We start from the raw sequence: 16,682 nt of genomic DNA on the forward strand, positions 1-16,682 counted from the left end.
GGGTGTGACGCACAGTGGTCAGTCGGTGGCGTTCCTCGGCGTCGGTGCGGCACCCCGGAGCACCAGGGCGCTGTTGAAACCGTCGAAGCCGCGCGCGCAGACCAGCGCCACCCGGTGCTCGGGCCGGCGCGGGGCACGCAGGAAACCCAACTCGCAGCCCGGGGCCGGGTCGACCGGGCCGGCCGAGGCGGGCAGCGTGTCGTGGTGGAAGGCGAGCAGCGCGGTCGCCACGTCCAGGGCCGACCCGCCCTGGTGGGCCCGGCCGGTCAACGACTTGTGGGTGCTCACCGGCGGCGGCCGGTCACCGAAGACCGCCCGCAGCGCCGTCGCCTCGCTACGGTCGTAGCGGGGCACCCCGAGCGCGTCGGGCACGACCAGGTCCACCTCGTCGGGGGTGCTGCCGGCGCGGGCCAGCGCCAGCCGCATCGCCCGCGCGTACGTCGCCGGGTCACCTGCGGTGTCCGGGCCGGTGTGCACCGCGTCGTGGGTGGCCGCCCAGCCGGTCACCTCCCCGTAGATCCGGGCGCCCCGGGCCAGCGCGTGCCCCCGCTCCTCCACCACGAAGACCGCACCGCCCTCGGCGGGCACGTACCCGCCGGCCGCCCGGTCGAACGGCCGGTACGCCGCCGCCGGCTCGTCGACGGCGCTGAGCAGCCCGGAGCGGAGCTGACAGGCCAGCGCGTACGGGCTCAGCGGGCACTCGGTCGCCCCGGCGACCACCACCGACGTGCCCCGCCGGATGGTGCGCACCGCGTGCGCCAGGCTGTCCAGCCCACCGGCTGCCTCGGCGACCAGCACCCCCGACGGCCCCTTGAACTGGTGGTGGATGGACAACTGCCCGACGCTGGCCGCATAGAACCAGGCGATCGACTGGTACGCCCCGACGGTGCGGCTGGGCCCGCCCCACAGCCGTTGCAGCTCCCGCTGCCCGAACAGGTTCCCCCCGGACGAACTGGCCAGGGTCACCGCCCAGGCGTACGGGTCGGGGGCGCGGGCGGGCAGGCCGGCGTCGGCGAGCGCCAACGCGGTCGCGGCGAACCCGAGCTGGGTCCAGCGGTCGGTCTGCACGAGCTGCCGGGTGTCGACGTACGCCGCGGGATGGAAGCCGGGGACCTCGCCACCGACCCTGGTGGGATAGCCGGTGGGGTCGAACAGGGTGATCGGTCCGGTCCGCCGGACGCCGGCGGTCACCGTCCGCCAGTGCGCCTCGACACCGATGCCGCTGGGCGCGACCACCCCGATCCCGGTCACCACCGCCCGCGCCTGCCCGGCCGGGGCCGGGGTGACGGCGGGGGCGGGGAGCGTCACCGCGTCACCGCCAGCCGGCGGAACAGCATCGCGGACTGGAACCCCCCGAACCCGCTGCCCACCGACAGCGCCACGTCCACCGGCGTCTCCCGGGCCACGTTCGGCACGTAGTCCAGGTCGCACTCCGGGTCACGGGTGGTCCAGTTGGCCGTCGGCGGCACCACCCCGTACTCGATGGCCAGGGCGCAGGCGGCCATCTCGATGGCGCCGATCGCGCCCAGCGAGTGCCCGACCATCGACTTGATCGAACTCACCGGCACCCGGTACGCCGTGGGGCCCAGCGACCGCTTGAACGCCGCCGTCTCGTGCCTGTCGTTCTGCCGGGTGCCGGAGCCGTGCGCGCTGACGTAGGACACCGCCGACGGGTCCAGCCGGGCCTGCCGCAGCGCCGCCGCGATGGCCAGCCCCATCTCCACCCCGTCGGGCCGCAGCCCGGTCATGTGGAAGCCGTTGCTGCGGCTGGCGTAGCCGGCGACCTCACAGTAGACGTGCGCGCCGCGCCGCCGGGCGTGCTCCCACTCCTCCAGCACCAGCACCGCCGCCCCCTCGGCGAGCACGAAACCCTGCCGGTGCGCGTCGAACGGCCGGCTGGCGTGCCCCGGGTCGTCGTTGTCCGGGCTGGTCGCCCGGATCGCGTCGAACGAGGCGACGGTGACCGGGGAGATCGGCGAGTCGGCCGCGCCGGCCAGCACGACGTCCGCCTCCCCGTCGACGACGAGCTGGTGGGCGTACCCGATGGCGTCGATGCCGGAGGTGCAGCCGGTGGAGACCACCTGCGCCGGGCCGCGCAGCCCGTGCCGGCAGGCCACGTCGGCGGCCAGGCTGCTCGGCACCAACGCCTGGTAGAGGTACGGCCCGCCGAGGGCGTGGTCGACCAGCCAGTGCCGGCCGGCGTCGCTGACCCGGACGTACTCCTGCTCCAGGGCGGTGGTGCCGCCGACGGCGGTGCCCAGCACCACCCCCGCGACGTCCCGCTCGGCGTCGGTCAGGTCCAGGCCGCTGTCGGCCAGCGCCTCCGCCGCGCACGCCAGCGCGAACTGCACGTACCGGTCGGAGCGTTGCCGCTGCGCCGGGGTGAGCCCGGCGGCGTCCGGGTCGAAGTCGCACTCGGCGGCGATCTGCGACCGGTACGGCGACGGGTCGAAGAAGCTGATCCGCCGGGTGGCCGTCCGCCCCTCGGTGAGGGTCTTCCAGAACCGGTCCCGGGTGACCCCGCCCGGGGCGACCACCCCGACACCGGTCACCACCACCCGCCGGCCGGTCACGACGGGCCCCGCTGTTCGACCAGCTCCGTGTCGACGTGGCCGAGTTCCGGGCGGGGGGCGAGCGGGCCGAGGTGGAAGACCACCTCGGCGGGGGCGTCGCCGGTGTTGCGCAGCCGGTGCCGCACGTTGCGCGGCACGAACAGCGCCTCCCCGGCGGCCAGCGGCACCGGCTCGTCGTCCAGGTCGACGGTGATCGCGCCGCGCACCAGGTAGAGGAACTCCTCGCTGTACGGGTGGTAGTGCTCGGCCACCCGGTCACCGGGGGCCACCGTCACCACCCCCATGAACCCGGAGGTGCTGCCGACGGTACGCGGGCCCAGCAGCACCCGCAGCTCCCCGCCGCGCCGCCGGTCGGCCGGTACGTCCCGGGCGGCGACCAGGCCGGTGGTGACCTCACTCATCGCCGCCCCCCGCGTACACCCGCTCGATCCGCTCCTTGATCACGGCCAGTTGCACCCGGCTGTTGGTGTTGATCCGCTCGGTCATCGCCACGTCGTCCACCGGGGCGGTCGGTTTCATCGCGAAGTCCTGCACCCAGGTCATCCGGGTGCCCTCCGGTTCGGTGTCGTAGTACCAGTGGATGCGCATGTACTCGAACGGTCCGGTCTCCACCCGCCGGGCCCGCACCTGCCAGGTCGCCGGGTCGGCGGTACGTTCGCTGACCCAGCTCCACGCGATGCCGTTCTCGTCGGGGTGCATGGTCAGCCGGAACCGCACCGTGTCCCCCTCCCGGTGCAGGATCTCCACCACCGCGTACTCGGTGAACAGGTCCGTCCAGCGCGCCACGTCGTTGGTGATCTCCCAGACCAGCGACAGCGGGGCGGCGACGAGGATGCTGTTCTCGGTGTGCCCGGCCGGGCCGGCGTCGGCCACCAGGTCGGCGACACCGGCGATGCTGAGCTGCCCGGCCTGTTCGGGGATGCGTACCCGCCAGCGGTCGGCGACCACGGCGGACAGTTCCAGCAGCGCCAGCGAGTCCATGCCCAGTTCCTCCAGGCTGGCGGCGGGCGCGCGGGCAGCGGCGTCGGCGTCGAGACCGCAGCGGGTCACCAGGATCTCGGTTATCTCACTGGTCAGCGGTCGGCCGTGGGTGACGGTCATCTCGGGTCCTCCTCCACCGGGCGACTCACCCCGGTAGCCGTCACCCTCCGGCCGGACCCGTCACCCGGGCGTCACGCCCCAGCCCGCACCACCCCCGCCCGGTGGTGACGTTGCGTTGACGCAGGCTGTGTACCGGCTATGCGCGAGCTGTCCATTGTGATGGAGGTTCGCAGTTCAGAGGCGATTCGCCCGCGGTCACCATGCCTACACTTTCGTTGACCGAGAGTAATCATATTGGTAGTGTTCGTGCCGGCCGGCCCGGCTCGGCCGCACAGTGAACCGGCCACGGCGTCGCGGGGGACCGCGTCGGGACACCGGACGATCTGGACCCAGGTTTCCGTGCAGGGGGTGCGCCCGTGACCGGTCATGCCAGCACGCCGACCAGCGACGTCCCGGCCGACCCGCCGGTACGCCTGCACCTGCTCGGCGGTTTCCGGCTGCTGCACGGCGACACCCCCGTGGTGGTCCCCCGGGGGCTGCAACGGGTCATCGCCCTGATCGGACTGCGTCCCGGCGCCACCCGCAGCAACCTCGCCGGGCTGCTCTGGCCCGAGGTGCCCGAGGAACGGGCGCTGTCGTCGCTGCGGACCGCCCTGTGGCGGCTGCGCCAGGACCCCTGCTGCCCGCTGCTGGTCAGCGGGGACACCGTCCGCCTCGACCAGGCGGTCCGGCTCGACGTGGACGACCTGGTCGCCACCGCCGCCCGGATCCGCGACGGGGGTGACCCGCGCGCCGCCGCCGACGCGCTCGCCGCCGGCAGCCGCGACCTGCTCCCCGGCTGGTACGACGACTGGGTGCTGCTGGACCGGGAACGGCTGCGCCAGCTCCGGCTGCACATGCTCGAACAGCTCGCCGTCGACCACCTCGACGCCGGCCGGCACGGCGAGGCGTTGCAGGCCGCCCTGGAGGCGATGGCCGCCGAACCGCTGCGGGAGACCCCGCACCGCCTGGTGGTGCGCATCCACCTCGCCGAGGGCAACGCGTTCGAGGCGGTGCACGCCTTCTACGTCTACCGGGACCTGCTCATGCGGGAACTGCGCCTGGAACCCTCCCCCGCGATGTGCGCCCTGGTCGACGAGACCCTCGCCCCCATCCGGCAGGCCACCCGCCGCACCCCGGCCGCCCGCCGTCACGAGCCGGCCGGACGGCGTGACGACCAGGTGACAGCCCCACCGCCAGGGTGGACCCACCGTGAGCCCTGGACCGATCGGGGCGCGCCACCGGCGAGAGGGGTCCGATGAGCCGTCTGGTGATCGTCAGCAGGATCATTCCCGGCGCGGAGGGGCGGGTCGCCCAGATCTTCGCCGAAGCCGACGCGACCGAACTACCCGGACTCACCGGGCTGCGCCACCGCTCCCTGTACCGCCTGCACGACCTGTGCGTACACCTGATGGAGACCACCGAGGTGGACGTCGACACCCTGGTCACCGCCCGCCAGCACCCGCTGTACCAGCGGACCAACGAACGGTTGTCGGCCCACACGTCGGCGTACCTGCCGACCTGGCGGTCGCCCCGGGACGCGCCGGCCGGCTGTTTCTACAGCTGGGACGCCACCGACGCGCCCGCCCCGGAGCCGCTGCGCTGAACCGCCGCCGCCGCGGCGGCGGCCCCGGCCACCGACGCCCGACGACGACACCCTGTCGTGACGTCGATACCGCCAGACACCGGACATTCCACCTGCGCAACGAGGTGTGGTCCTCCCTGTCGTCCGACATTCGCGTGTGCAAAGCTGCGGCGGGTTTTCGCGTTTTCCTCGCGACTTCAACGACATACGCAATAGGGAGGTAGCCGTGCCGTCGACTGTCGGGCAGTGGCTCGTCGTGATCCTGGCCCTGCTGGTGGGCCTGGCCGGAGGCTGGGCGCTGTGGGGACGGCAGAAGCCGACCGCCGCCGCGCCCATCGTGGAGGGTGACCCGGTCGTCGGGCTCTCCCCCGAGGAGAAGGCCGCCGCCACGATCGACGCCCCGCGCCCGGCCGCCACGCTCGACGACTCCCCGGCACCCGCCGCCGTCGTCGACGAACCCACCCCGCACGTCGCGCCGGACGCCGACCACCCCGCCCCGACCACCACCGGGTCCGCCGCCTCCGCCGTCGAGGACGTCGCCGTCAACGGCACGTCCAGCACGGTCGCCGCCGACCGGACCGCCCCGCTGCCGGACCTCGCGGACGAACCCGCCGCCAGCGACCTGACCGGCCGTACCACCCCGGACGACGCGCCCGCGAGCAGCGTCACCGACGGGACCGCCGCACCGGTCCCCGCGCCCCGGGCCACCGTCGAGGACACGCCGGACGACGCGGTGGCCGACCTGCCGGAACCGGCCCCGGCGGACCCGGAGCCGGTCGCCGCGACCCCGGCCACGGAAGCGGACGTCACCCCGGATGCCGACCCGGCCCCGGCCGTCGCTCCGGCCCCCGCCGGTGAGCCGGCCCGGGTCGTCGAGCCGGCCCCGGCTGACGACCGGACCCCGGTCCTCGATCAGGCCACGCCGGCCGGCGTGGCCGAGCCGGAGCCGGCCGACGTCCCGCAGGACGAGCCGGCCGGCGCGGCCGGGCAGACCGCACCGCGTACGGCCGACGTGGACGATGCCCCGGTCGCCGCCGGGCCGGTGATCCCGGCCCAACGCACCCCCGACGCCGACGGTGCTCCGGCCCCGGACAGCGACCCGGTTCCGGACAGTGCTCCGGTCGCGGGCAGCGGCCCGGTTGCGCCGGGTGCCCCCGGCGCGGAGGTCGCGGCCACGCAGGACGAGCCGGTGGACGACTTCCGGCGCATCCAGGGGGTCGGCCCGAAGATGGCCGCCGCGCTCCAGGCCGCCGGCGTCCGCAGCTACCGGCAGCTCGCCGCGCTGGACGAGACGAGCCTGCGGGAGACGATCCGTGCGGCCGGGCTGCGCGCCACCGCGAGCCTGGCCACCTGGCCGCAGCAGGCGCACGTGCTGGCCGGTGCGCCCGCCGAGGCCGAGCGGGTGCTGCCGGCCCCGACCGGCGGCGACAGCCAGGACTGACCCGCAGGACCGACGGGGGCCGGTGGACACGTGCGAGGCGTGCCCGCCGGCCCCCGTCGTCCCGGAGTGCGCGGTGGCCCACCGTCGGTGAATGGGGCACCATCGCGCTGACCGTTCCGGAATACCGTTTACCCGGTCCCGGCCGTTGGGTACATGGGCGTCACCTCGAACATCACACAAGCCGGGAGGCACCCCCATGCGCGGTTCGTCGATCCTCGGAGTCATCGTCGTCATCTGGCTGGTCATCGGCGCCATCGCCGCTGGTCAGCGCGGCTATTACGGGAACGACGACACCAACTGTGCCGAGGCCGGCACCATCCTGGTGACCATCGTGGCCGGGCCGCTCAACTACATCGGCGCCAACCCGAAGGTCGACTGCAAGCTCCCCGAGCCGTCCAAGTAAGCCGCACCTCCCCGGCCCGCGCCCACCCCTCGGGGCGCGGGCCGAATCGTGTCCGCTCCAGATCACCTATCCCCGGCCCGCGACGCGCGCACCACCTCACCCTCCCTAACCATCCTAGGAACCCATCCCGAAACCTTCCGCTCCCACCCATCGACGGTCAGCGTGCGGTGATCAAGAGGTTGTGGTCAGAAATGCGCGCTCCGGTGACGCAAACCTCTTGATCACGCGGGAGAGCGCGGGGAAGCAGCGCGGGGAAGCATGGGAGGGGTGGGTCAGGCGCCTACGTGGATGCCGGGGCGGCGGGAGGGGTCGGGTTCGCTCTTGCGGATGATCTCGCGGACCACGGGTGGGGTGTCGCCCCGCCCGAGGATCAGGTAACGCAACAGGTGGGCGATGGGGTTGCCCTCGGACCACTCGAAGTGGGCGTGCGGACGGACCCCCGTGCCGTCACGCAGCGCCAGCAGGATGGCGGCGATCGCGTTCGGCACCGCCGGGCTGCTGGCCCGCAGCACCCGGAAGCCGCCGACCTCGACCCCGTGCACCCACAGCACCTGACTGAACTCCGACGGGTCCACCACGTCGATCTCCAGAAAGAGCACGTCGGAGGCGCCCGGCACCGGGTTCATGCCCCGCTGCGCCCGCTCCTTGACCCGGTACTCCTTGAGCGCGCCGGTGTCGCGTTTGTTGGCGATCAGGTGCAGCCGGCCGTCGTGGGCCAGCGACTCGGTGACGAACCGTCGGGCCGGCTCGTCGAACTCGATCCGTTCGGTGCGCAGCTCGGTGGTCCGGGTGATCCGGGAGACCAGCGACACCGCCACGATGCCGGCGATGAACATGCCGGAGATGGCGAGCCCGTCGGGCTTCTCGATGACGTTCTCGACCAGCGCGTAGAGCAGCACGGCGGTGAGCAGCGCGAAGCCGGACGCGGCGAACCGGTGCCGGGCCCGGACGGTCGCGATGGTCACCGCCACCGCGCCGGAGACCATCATCGCCAGGATGCCGGTGGCGTACGCGCCGGCCTGGGCGTTGACGTCGGCCCGGAAGGCGACGGTGATGACGATGCTGATCAGGGTGTAGACCAGCACCACCGGCCGGACCGCCCGTCCCCACTCCGGCGCCATCCCGTACGACGGCAGGTAGCGCGGCACGATGTTGATCAGGCCGGCCATCGCCGACGCCCCGGCGAACCAGAGGATCAACACGCTGCTGACGTCGTAGAGCGTGCCGAACCCCTCGCCGAGCCGGGCGTGGGCCAGCCAGGCCAGCGCCCGGCCGTTCGCCGCGCCGCCCGGCTGGAACTCCCGGGGCGGGATCAGCACGGTGGTGACGAACGTGGTGGTCAGCAGGTACACCGACATGATCAGCGCGGCGGCGGTGAGCAGCCGGCGGGTGTTGCGGATCCGGGCGGCCAGCCGCTGCGCCCGGTCCTCGCCCGCCCCGCGTACCAGGGGCATCATGCTCACCCCCGTCTCGAAACCGGACAGGCCCAGGACCAGCAGCGGGAAGGCCAGCACCGCCGGGCCGAGCAGGTCGCCCACCCCGGCACCCCCGGCGGTCAGGGCCGCCGTCCAGTTCCGCACGACGCCCGGGTCGGCGGCTATCCCGGCCAGGCCGTCGGCCACGATCACCGCGTTGAGCCCGAGGAAGACCACCACCAGGGGTACGGCCACCAGCACCGCCTCGCTGAACCCGAGCAGGAACACCCCGCCGAGGACGAGCAGCAGCGCCACCGTCACCAGCACGGCCACCCCGTCGCCGTGCGGCGCCGACGACGGCAGGTACGGGTTCTCCAGCAGGTGCACCGTGGCGTCGGCGGCGGACAGGGTGATCGTGATGATCCACGAGGTGGCGACGAAACCGAGCAGCACCAGGACGAAGATCTTGCCCCGCCAGAACGGCAGCAGCCGCTCCAGCATCGCCACCGACCCCTGCCCGTGCGGGCTCTCCCGGGCCACCCGCCGGTACATCGGCAGCATCCCGAGCAGGGTCAGCGCCACGATCAGCAGGGTCGCCAGCGGGGAGAGCGCCCCGGCGGCCAGCGCCGCGATGCCCGGCAGGTAGGACAGGGTGGAGAAGTAGTCGACCCCGGTCAGGCACATCACCTGCCACCAGGGGTGCCGGCGCTGGCTGCCCTCCTCGGTCTCCGGGCCGACCGGCTGCACCCGGTACGCGAACAGCCACCGGCGCAGCGCGCCACCGGGCCGGGCCGGCCGGGCGTGACTGTTCACGCACTCCGGCAGGCCCACCGGCCCGGGTCGGGTGCGCTCACCCTGGCCGGCGTCCCGGGCCTCGCGCAGCGCCCGCCCGTGCCCCGGTGGCGGCGCGCTCCCCCGTCGTTCCCGGGTCCGCCGTCCCCGCGTCCCGTCCCGCCCGTCCGCCATCCGCCGACCGCCCTCGTGTCCCCTGTCCCCGACGGTAGGCGCTGGAGGCGGTCCGACCGGCCGGAACAGGGGAAGCTGTCAGGCGGGACGGTGCCGGTCGGCCGGGGTACGGCGCAGGGCCGCCAGCAGGGCGTCCGGGTCGGTCACCGTCACGGTGGCCGCCGGGTGGCGCAGCCACCGGCCGGGGGCCAGCCCCGGCACCGGCGTGCCGAACCGCAGGCACACCCCGGCCGCGGTGCCGGTGCCGAAGGTGACCCCCCGGTCGGCCAGGGACAGGTGTGGCCCGACGGCCCGCCACCAGCGGTACGGCCCGCCGCGCTGGGCGTCGACCACGTTCGCCCGGGCGGTCCGCAGCCGGAAGCGGCCGAACCGGATCACCAGTTCCGCGTCGTCGAGCAGCACGGCGCAGGTCTGCGGTCGGATGCCGAGCAGCGCCAACGGCACCCGGAAGGCCGGGTCGAACCGGAACGCGAACCGGTGTGCGGGCATGACCGACGGGTACCCCGGGCGGGCTGTCCGACACCCCGCCGGCCCGCAGGGTCATGCCAGGGCGCGGGTCCAGTCGTCGACGTGCGCCGACAGGTGGGCGGCGACGGACCGCCAGTAGGGGCCGTCCTCGGCGTGGATCCGGGCCCAGGGTTGCACGCCGCGCCGCGCGCCGTCGCACAGCAGGTCGTACATCGCCTGCGCCCGGGGGCCGAGGGTCGCGGCGAGCGCGGGCCGGTCCGCCGCCGGCAGGTCGTACCCGTCGACGAGGGCGCGCAGCCGGCGGGCCGAGTCGGGCACCGGCCGGTCGGGTCGCATCCCGGCCATGGCCTGCGCGGCGTACGCCAGCTCCCAGCGGCGGGTGCCGGGGCCGGCGCCGTCCCAGTCGATCAGCACCCAGCCGCGCGGGGCCCGGACCAGGTTCCACGGCGCGGGGTCGTGGTGGCAGAGCAGGTCCGTGCCGTCGGGACGGATCGGCACCTGCCAGTGGGCCGGTTCGGGGGGTACGAACCCGGCGGTGGCGCGGTGCAGGTCGGCCAGCAGCCGGCCGATCGAGGGCAGGTCCGCCGTCGGGTAGAGCCCCGAGGGGTGGCCCAGTTCCCCCGGCACGTACTCCAGCACCTGCCGGCCCTGCCCGTCGCGGCCCAGCGGCCGGGGCGCGCCGTCGAAGCCGACGGCGTGCAGGTGGGCCAGCAGGGCGTCGACGGCGTCGGTCCACGGGCCGACCGGCCGGCGGACGGTGTCGCCGACCCGCACCACGCCGGTGGTGACGTTGCCGGGCAGCGGTTCCTCGGTCGGACTCATCCGGTCATCCTGGTGCAACGGACGCGTCCCCGCGCCCCGGTTTCCCGGGGCGCGGGGACCCCCCGTCCCGGCTGCTACTGCAGGAACGCCCCCAGCGGTGACAGCAGCAGCCGGCCGAGCGCCGCGGCATTGTCGTCCAGCCGGGTGCGCTCGTCGTCGCGGGCCTGCGGGTCGTGCCGGCAACGCCAGATCTTCTGCGCGTTGCGCCAGGCCACGTCCCTGGTGTACTCGACCAGTTCGCCCTGGTACCAGTCGTCGATGTCGCCGTTGAGCATGTCCAGGAGCAGTTGCCACCGCTCCAGGTAACCCCGCCGCAGCGTCGGGATCTTGTCGGCGAAGATGTCGTTGATCTTGAGGTAGTCGCGGTGCTGCTCGGTGCCGTCCACCGGCTCGGACTCCAGGTGGTCGAACGTGGTCACCAGGGCGAACGGCAGGTCGAAGTTGATGTGCGCGTTCACCCCCGCCGCCGCCGACGGCAACGGCCGGGCGTCCGGGCCGCGCATCCGCTTGAACAGGCACGACCAGGCGCGCGGGGTGGTCGGGCTCGACTCGGTCCACAGCCGCATCGCGTCGAAGTACCGGGCGGCGAACTCCACGTCCAGCCGGGACAGGAACACCGGGTCGGCGAAGTAGTCGTCGTAGAGGCCCTCCAGCACCCGGCTGGTGATGGTCAGGTAGAGCCGGTTGAAGTCGGCGAGCGGGCAGCTCTGCTCCAGCGGCGGCAGCCGCACCAGCAGGTCCTGGAGCTTGGTGAGGTGGTCGACCACCGCCGGGACGTCCTCCGGGTGGTCGGCGAGGAGATCGACGATGTCCGCGTGGACGGGCCCCCAGACCGGTTCCGTCATGTCTCCTCCACAGTGGTCGGGGCAGCGCCGCGCCGTCGTTTCCGGTGCACAGCCTGTCAGCGCCGGCCGCGGCGGGGATCAGTAGAACGACGTATTCGTCCGCGCCGGACGTACGCTCACTCGCCCCGGTTACGCAGGTGGATGGCGCTGGCCTGGACCCTGGTGCGGACCTGGAGCTTGTCGAAGATGTGCGACACGTGCACGCCGATGGTGCGCTCGCTGATGAACAGCCGCTGGCCGATCTCCTTGTTCGTCAGCCCCTCGGCCACCGCGGCCAGCACCTCCCGCTCCCGCGCGGTCAGCAGGGCCAGCTCGTCGGCCCCCGGCGGGGTGGCCGCGGTCTCCGCCGCCACGGCGGTGCGGCCGCGAGCCGGGCCCGACGCCCGGGAACCGCCCGCGCGGGCCGCCGGGACCCGCCCCGCCCCGGGCTGGGCACGCCCGGTCAGCTCCACCCGGGCCCGGCCGGCAAGCGTCCGGATCTCGCTGGTCAGCGGCACCGCACCCAGGCTCGACGCCATCTCGTGGGCCTGCCGCAGCAGCGCCGTCGCCGTGCTGCTGCGGCTGCGCCGGGCCAGCAACGCCTCGGCCTGCCGCAGCCGGGAGTAGGCCGCCGGGTAGGGGTGGTTCCGGTTGTCCCACTCGGCCGCCGACCGGGCCCAGGCGTCCGGGTCGCCCCGGCCGTCGAGGCGGCTCAACTCGGCCGTGCACAACGCCAGGAACCCGTTGGCGTTGACCCGTACCGGCCCGGCGGCCGTCGCGCTCTTGGCCGCCACCCGGTCGACCGCGTCGCGCAGCCGGCGGACCGCCGTCTCGTCGACCGCCACGGTACGGCTCGCGTGCGCCTCCGCCTCCGCGCGCAGCCCGTGCCAGGCCAGCGTGCCCAGCAGCACCACGTCGTCGGAGCGGCTCTCGGTCAGGCCCCGCTGCACGGCCTGCCGGGCCACGTCGTGCCGGCCCTGCCACATCGCCAGGCCGGCCCGCAGGATCAGCATCGGCAGGACGTGCCGGGGCGCGCCACCGCCGGCGAGCATCGTCGCCACCGCCTCCAGGTCCCGGTCGGAGGCCTCGACGTCGCCGTACCCGACGGAGAGCCGGCAGCGGGCCAGCAGCAACTCGACCGCGTCGGCGCCGGACGGGCGGTGCCGCAGCGCCGCCGCGACCACCTTCTCCGCCTCCGCCCACTGGCCGACCCGGAACAGCCCGTTGGTGGCGATCGCCAGCAACCGGGTCTCGTAGGTGCGGCCCAGGCCCAGCTCGGCGACCCGCTCGGCGCCCCGGCGGGCCACCACCACCCCCTCCTCCAGGATGTTCAGCGGCCCGGTCAGCAGCTCCGCCAGGTGCAGGTACGCGCAGGCCACGTCCTCCGGTCCGCCGGAGCGTTCAGCGGTCTCCAGGGCCCGGCGCACCACGGCCAGGCCGGCGTCGGGGTCCTCCAGGAACGCCTCGCTGAAGCCGAGCGCGGAGCTGGCCAGCACCACCTCCGTGGTGCTGCCGTCGACCGAGGCGGCCAGTTCCAGCGCCTCCCGGGCGCGCTGCCCGGCGTCGGCGTACCGGCCCAGGTGCAGCAGCAGCTCGGCCAGCCGGGCGGCGGCGTTGGCCCGTTCCCGGGCGGTGCACTCGGCGGCCTCCAGCACGCTGCGGTACTCCGCCTCGGCGGGGGCGGACCGGCCGGCCGCGGCCAGGTAACGGGCCCGTTGGATGCGCACCGCGCAGGACGGGTCGAGCGGCTCACCCCCGGTCAGCTCGGCCAGCAGGGACAGCGCGCGGGCGTGCTCGCCGCTCTTGTGGGCGGCCTCGGCGGCCCGCCCCAGCAGCACCGCCCGGTCCACCTCGGGTGGGGCGTCCACCGGCCCGGTGACCGGCGTCGCGGCCAGCTGCAACGCCGCCGTCCAGTGCCGGTGCGCCTCGGCGAAACCGTGCAGCCGTTCGGCCTCCCGGGCGGCGGCCATCGCCGCCGGCAGGGCCCGGCCGGGCTCACCGGCCAGCCGCCAGTGGTGGGCCAGCCGGGCCTGGTGCAGCTCCGCCGGAACCCGGGTGAGCGCCTCGGCGTAGCGGCGGTGCAGGCCGGCGCGTTCCGCCGGGAGCAGTTCGTGGGCGAGCACCTCGGCGACCAGCCGGTGCCGCAGCCGGTAGCCGTCGTCCGCGCCGACGAGCAGCCGGTGGGCGACCGCCTCCCGCAGCGCCTCGATGAGTTCCGCCTCGGGCAGGCCGAGCACCTCGGCCAGCAGCCAGTGCTCGACCGGTTCGACGCCCGCTGCCACCGCGTGCACCGCGGCGTGCGCGTGCCGGGGCAGCGCGTCCACCCGGGACAGGAAGATCTCGCGCAGCGTGTCGGACAGCCCGTCGCGGCCGTCGCGCAGGTCACGGGCCAGTTCCTCGACCACGAACGGGTTGCCGCCGCTGCGCTGCCAGACCTGCTCGGCGGCCTCCGGGGCGAGCGGCGCGCCGACGATCTCGGCGGCCAGCAGGTCGGTGCCGGCCCGGTCGAGGGGGCCCAGGTCGAGCACCCGCACCGACCGCAGCCGACGCAGCTCGGTGAGCACCCGGCGCAGCGGGTGGGCCCCCTGCAACGACTCGGCCCGCACCGCCGCCAGCACCGACAGTTGCAGGTCGCCCAGGCCGGCGAGCAGATAGAGCAGGAGTTGCCGGGTGGTCCGGTCGACCCACTGCAGGTCGTCGAGGACGAGCACCAGCGGACGACCCTCGGCGATCAGGCTCAGCCCCCGGGAGACCCGTTCCAGCAGCGCCCCGGCGCTGTCCGCACCGCCGCTGTCCTCGGCGAACGTCCGCAGCAGACCCCGTACCGCCGACGACGTGCGGGCCTGTGCGGTGGTGAGGTCGGCGTCGAACCGGCGTAACGCCTGGAGCACCGGGTGCAGTGGGGAGGCGTCGCCGATGTCCAGGCAGGAGCCGGTGAGCACCACCGCTCCCGCGTCCCGCAGCCGCGCCGCAGCCTCGGTGAGCAGCCGGGTCTTGCCCACCCCGCTCTCACCGGTGACGAAGACGGCGGCGGTCTGCCCGGGGCCGGTCCCGTCGTGGAGCGCGGCGCGCAGCACCGCCAGCTGGTCGGCGCGGCCGACGAGCGGTGCGGTGTCCACATCGCTGGCCATGTCCGCAGCCTAGTCACAGGTCCCCGCACCGTTCTACGGGCTCGATCCGGCATTGGTACCTCTCGCGTCGACATTGCGACTAAAGGTGGCGACCGGCCGACATACGTCGTTCGGCAGATCCCCCGTCAGCCCGGTGGTGACAGTCTCCGATCGTCGTCAGCAGCAGCACCGCGGAGGAAAGGGGTGGGTGGGATGCCACTGTCCACGGTCGGCACCGGTCGGGAAGACGCCACCTCGACGCCCTGGCCGGTGCCGCAGGAACGGCGCACGCTGACCGTGCTCTTCGCCGACATCGTCGGGTCGACCGCGTTGACCGAACGGCTCGACCCGGAGGACGTCCGGGCGGTGCAGTTCGCCTACTTCGACACCGTCGCCGGGGTGCTGCGCCGCTGGCAGGGCACGGTGGAGAAGTACGTCGGCGACGCGGTGATGGCGCTGTTCGGGGCGCGTACCTCCGACGGGTTGGACGGCTACCGGGCGGTGCGGGCGGCCCTGGAGATCCAGGCCGCGCTGGACCGGCGCACGCTGCCCGGCGGGGTGACGCTGCGGGTCCGGGTGGGTGTCGCCACCGGCGAGGCCGTGGTCGACCTGGCCGCCGCCCGCGACGGTGGGCACGGCATGGCCTCCGGCGCGGTCCTCACCACCGCCGCCCGCATCCAGGAGTACGCCCCGGCGGGCGGCGTGGTCGTCTGCGCGGCCACCCACCGGGCCACCGCCGGCCTGGTCGACCAGCACGCCCTCGCCCCGGCGAGCCTCACCGGCAAGGCGCTGCCGGTGGACGTCTGGCGGGTCACCCGCCCGACCCGCCATCGGCCGGCCCGCCATGACGGCCCGCTGATCGGTCGACGCCGGGAGGTCGCCACCGCCCTGGACCAGCTCACCCGGGCGGTCCGGGAGCATCGTCCACGGTGGGTGGCGCTCACCGGCCCGGACGGGATCGGCCGCAGCCGGCTGCTGGCCGAGTTACGCCACCGGCTGCCCGAGGTCGACGGCCGGGCGGTGCGCTGGGCGGTGGCGCACTGCCCGCCGTACCCGGAGCAGGTGTTCGGGCCGGTCGCACAGCTGCTGCGGGACCTGGCGGGGCTGGCCGACGGCGGCCCGACGGACGCGGTCCGCCCCCGGCTGGCCGCCCTGGTCGACGGGCTGGTCCCGGCGGGCCAGGTCGGTCCGACAGTGGCGGCGCTCGCCGCGCTGCTGGACGCCCCGGACCGGTCGGCGGTCGCCGGTGCGGTGGCGGTACGCCGGGTCCTGCTCGCCCTGGCCGCCCGCCGGCCGGTGGTGGTCGGCGTGGACGACCTGGACCGGGCGGCCCCGGAGCTGGGGCGGTTCCTGCACGCGCTGTTCGCCGCCGCGACCGACCGGGGACTGCCGCTGGCGGTGCTGGCCACGCACCGGCCGGACCGGACCGACCCGCTGCCCGCGCCGGCCGACCGGCACCGGGTCGAACTGGCCCCGCTGGGCACCCTCCACACCGGCCGGTTGCTGCGCCGGCTGCTCGCCGGCTCCGGCCGGCCGGTCGGGGCCGCGACCCGGCTGCTGCCGCTGGTCGCCGGCCGGCCCGGCCACGCCGCCGCCTACGTCGGGGCGATGCCGCGCCCGAGCGTAAGCGGTGACGCTCTCGCCGGTGCGGCGGTGGAGCCGGCGCTGCCCGAGTCGCTGCGCCGCCGCGCCGCCGCCCGGCTGGACCGGTGCGACGGCGCGCACCGGGCGGTGCTGATGGCCGCCGCGACGCTCGACGTCCCGGTCACCGCGCCGGCCGTGGCCGTGCTGCTCGACTGGACGCCGGAGCGGGCCGCCGGGGCGCTGCGCCGGCTCACCGACGCCGGGCTCCTGGAGCCGTCGGCCCGGGGCGGTCTGGTGGTGGCCGATCCGGCCCTGCGTCGCTGCGCGGCCGACCGGCTGCCCCGCCCGGTCCGCGCCGACTTCGCCCGCCGGGCCGCGTCCGCCGGGCTGGCCCCGACCGCCGCGCCGGCC

Annotated in this window: 14 protein-coding genes; 5 read left to right on the top strand and 9 right to left on the bottom strand. The window is 75.1% G+C overall.

The window, feature by feature from the left end; genetic code table 11:
* Window positions 1–18: 18 nt before the first annotated feature.
* Genes B5D80_RS31290 through B5D80_RS31305 form a run of 4 tightly spaced genes read right to left on the bottom strand, consistent with a single transcriptional unit; the run spans window position 19 to window position 3,674 of the window.
* Window positions 19–1,308, bottom strand: coding sequence for a beta-ketoacyl synthase N-terminal-like domain-containing protein (locus B5D80_RS31290; RefSeq protein WP_088647534.1), 1,290 nt, complete (start codon window positions 1,306–1,308; stop codon window positions 19–21).
* A complete protein-coding gene (locus B5D80_RS31295) occupies window positions 1,305–2,573 on the bottom strand; it encodes a beta-ketoacyl-[acyl-carrier-protein] synthase family protein (protein ID WP_088647535.1) in 1,269 nt (422 codons plus the stop codon). The genes B5D80_RS31290 and B5D80_RS31295 overlap by 4 nt, the downstream gene beginning before the upstream one ends.
* On the bottom strand, window positions 2,570–2,974 hold the full coding sequence (locus B5D80_RS31300) for a cupin domain-containing protein (RefSeq protein WP_088647536.1): 405 nt from the start codon (window positions 2,972–2,974) through the stop codon (window positions 2,570–2,572). Before B5D80_RS31300 ends, B5D80_RS31295 begins: the two co-directional genes overlap by 4 nt.
* A complete protein-coding gene (locus B5D80_RS31305) occupies window positions 2,967–3,674 on the bottom strand; it encodes an SRPBCC family protein (RefSeq protein ID WP_088647537.1) in 708 nt (235 codons plus the stop codon). Before B5D80_RS31305 ends, B5D80_RS31300 begins: the two co-directional genes overlap by 8 nt.
* Before the next feature lie 356 nt (window positions 3,675–4,030).
* On the opposite strand from B5D80_RS31305, the gene B5D80_RS31310 reads away from it, so the two are divergent.
* The 4 genes from B5D80_RS31310 (at window position 4,031) to B5D80_RS31325 (ending at window position 7,082) form a co-directional block, all read left to right on the top strand.
* The gene (locus B5D80_RS31310; protein ID WP_088647538.1) at window positions 4,031–4,915 is read left to right on the top strand and encodes an AfsR/SARP family transcriptional regulator; all 885 of its coding nucleotides are present in this window, start codon (window positions 4,031–4,033) and stop codon (window positions 4,913–4,915) included.
* Window positions 4,912–5,259, top strand: a complete 348-nt coding sequence (locus B5D80_RS31315; protein WP_088647539.1) for a TcmI family type II polyketide cyclase — start codon at window positions 4,912–4,914, stop codon at window positions 5,257–5,259. The genes B5D80_RS31310 and B5D80_RS31315 overlap by 4 nt, the downstream gene beginning before the upstream one ends.
* 205 nt (window positions 5,260–5,464) lie before the next feature.
* Window positions 5,465–6,679, top strand: coding sequence for a hypothetical protein (locus tag B5D80_RS33785; protein WP_169733131.1), 1,215 nt, complete (start codon window positions 5,465–5,467; stop codon window positions 6,677–6,679).
* A gap of 196 nt (window positions 6,680–6,875) precedes the next feature.
* Window positions 6,876–7,082 (top strand): hypothetical protein, encoded by a 207-nt coding sequence (locus tag B5D80_RS31325; protein WP_088647540.1) that lies wholly within the window; start codon window positions 6,876–6,878, stop codon window positions 7,080–7,082.
* A gap of 272 nt (window positions 7,083–7,354) precedes the next feature.
* Here B5D80_RS31325 and B5D80_RS31330 read toward each other — a convergent pair whose 3' ends face one another.
* The 5 genes from B5D80_RS31330 to B5D80_RS31350 form a co-directional block, all read right to left on the bottom strand.
* Window positions 7,355–9,463 carry an amino acid transporter gene (locus tag B5D80_RS31330; protein ID WP_245855094.1) on the bottom strand — a complete coding sequence of 703 codons (2,109 nt, stop codon included), beginning with the start codon at window positions 9,461–9,463 and terminating at the stop codon, window positions 7,355–7,357.
* A 78-nt stretch (window positions 9,464–9,541) separates the two neighbouring features.
* On the bottom strand, window positions 9,542–9,952 hold the full coding sequence (locus tag B5D80_RS31335) for a hypothetical protein (protein WP_088647541.1): 411 nt from the start codon (window positions 9,950–9,952) through the stop codon (window positions 9,542–9,544).
* 51 nt (window positions 9,953–10,003) lie between these two features.
* Complete coding sequence (locus B5D80_RS31340) at window positions 10,004–10,753, bottom strand: phosphotransferase (protein WP_088647542.1); 750 nt, start codon at window positions 10,751–10,753, stop codon at window positions 10,004–10,006.
* 74 nt (window positions 10,754–10,827) lie between these two features.
* Window positions 10,828–11,598: a DUF5995 family protein gene (locus B5D80_RS31345; protein ID WP_088647543.1), complete on the bottom strand. Its 771-nt coding sequence runs from the start codon at window positions 11,596–11,598 to the stop codon at window positions 10,828–10,830.
* 116 nt (window positions 11,599–11,714) lie between these two features.
* Window positions 11,715–14,708, bottom strand: coding sequence for a helix-turn-helix transcriptional regulator (locus B5D80_RS31350; RefSeq protein ID WP_088647544.1), 2,994 nt, complete (start codon window positions 14,706–14,708; stop codon window positions 11,715–11,717).
* A 192-nt stretch (window positions 14,709–14,900) separates the two neighbouring features.
* On the opposite strand from B5D80_RS31350, the gene B5D80_RS34940 reads away from it, so the two are divergent.
* Window positions 14,901–16,682: adenylate/guanylate cyclase domain-containing protein (locus B5D80_RS34940; protein ID WP_088647545.1), on the top strand; the 1,782-nt coding region annotated here is incomplete at its 3' end.

Source organism: Micromonospora wenchangensis (genome assembly GCF_002210435.1).
Classification (GTDB): Bacteria; Actinomycetota; Actinomycetes; order Mycobacteriales; family Micromonosporaceae; genus Micromonospora; species Micromonospora wenchangensis.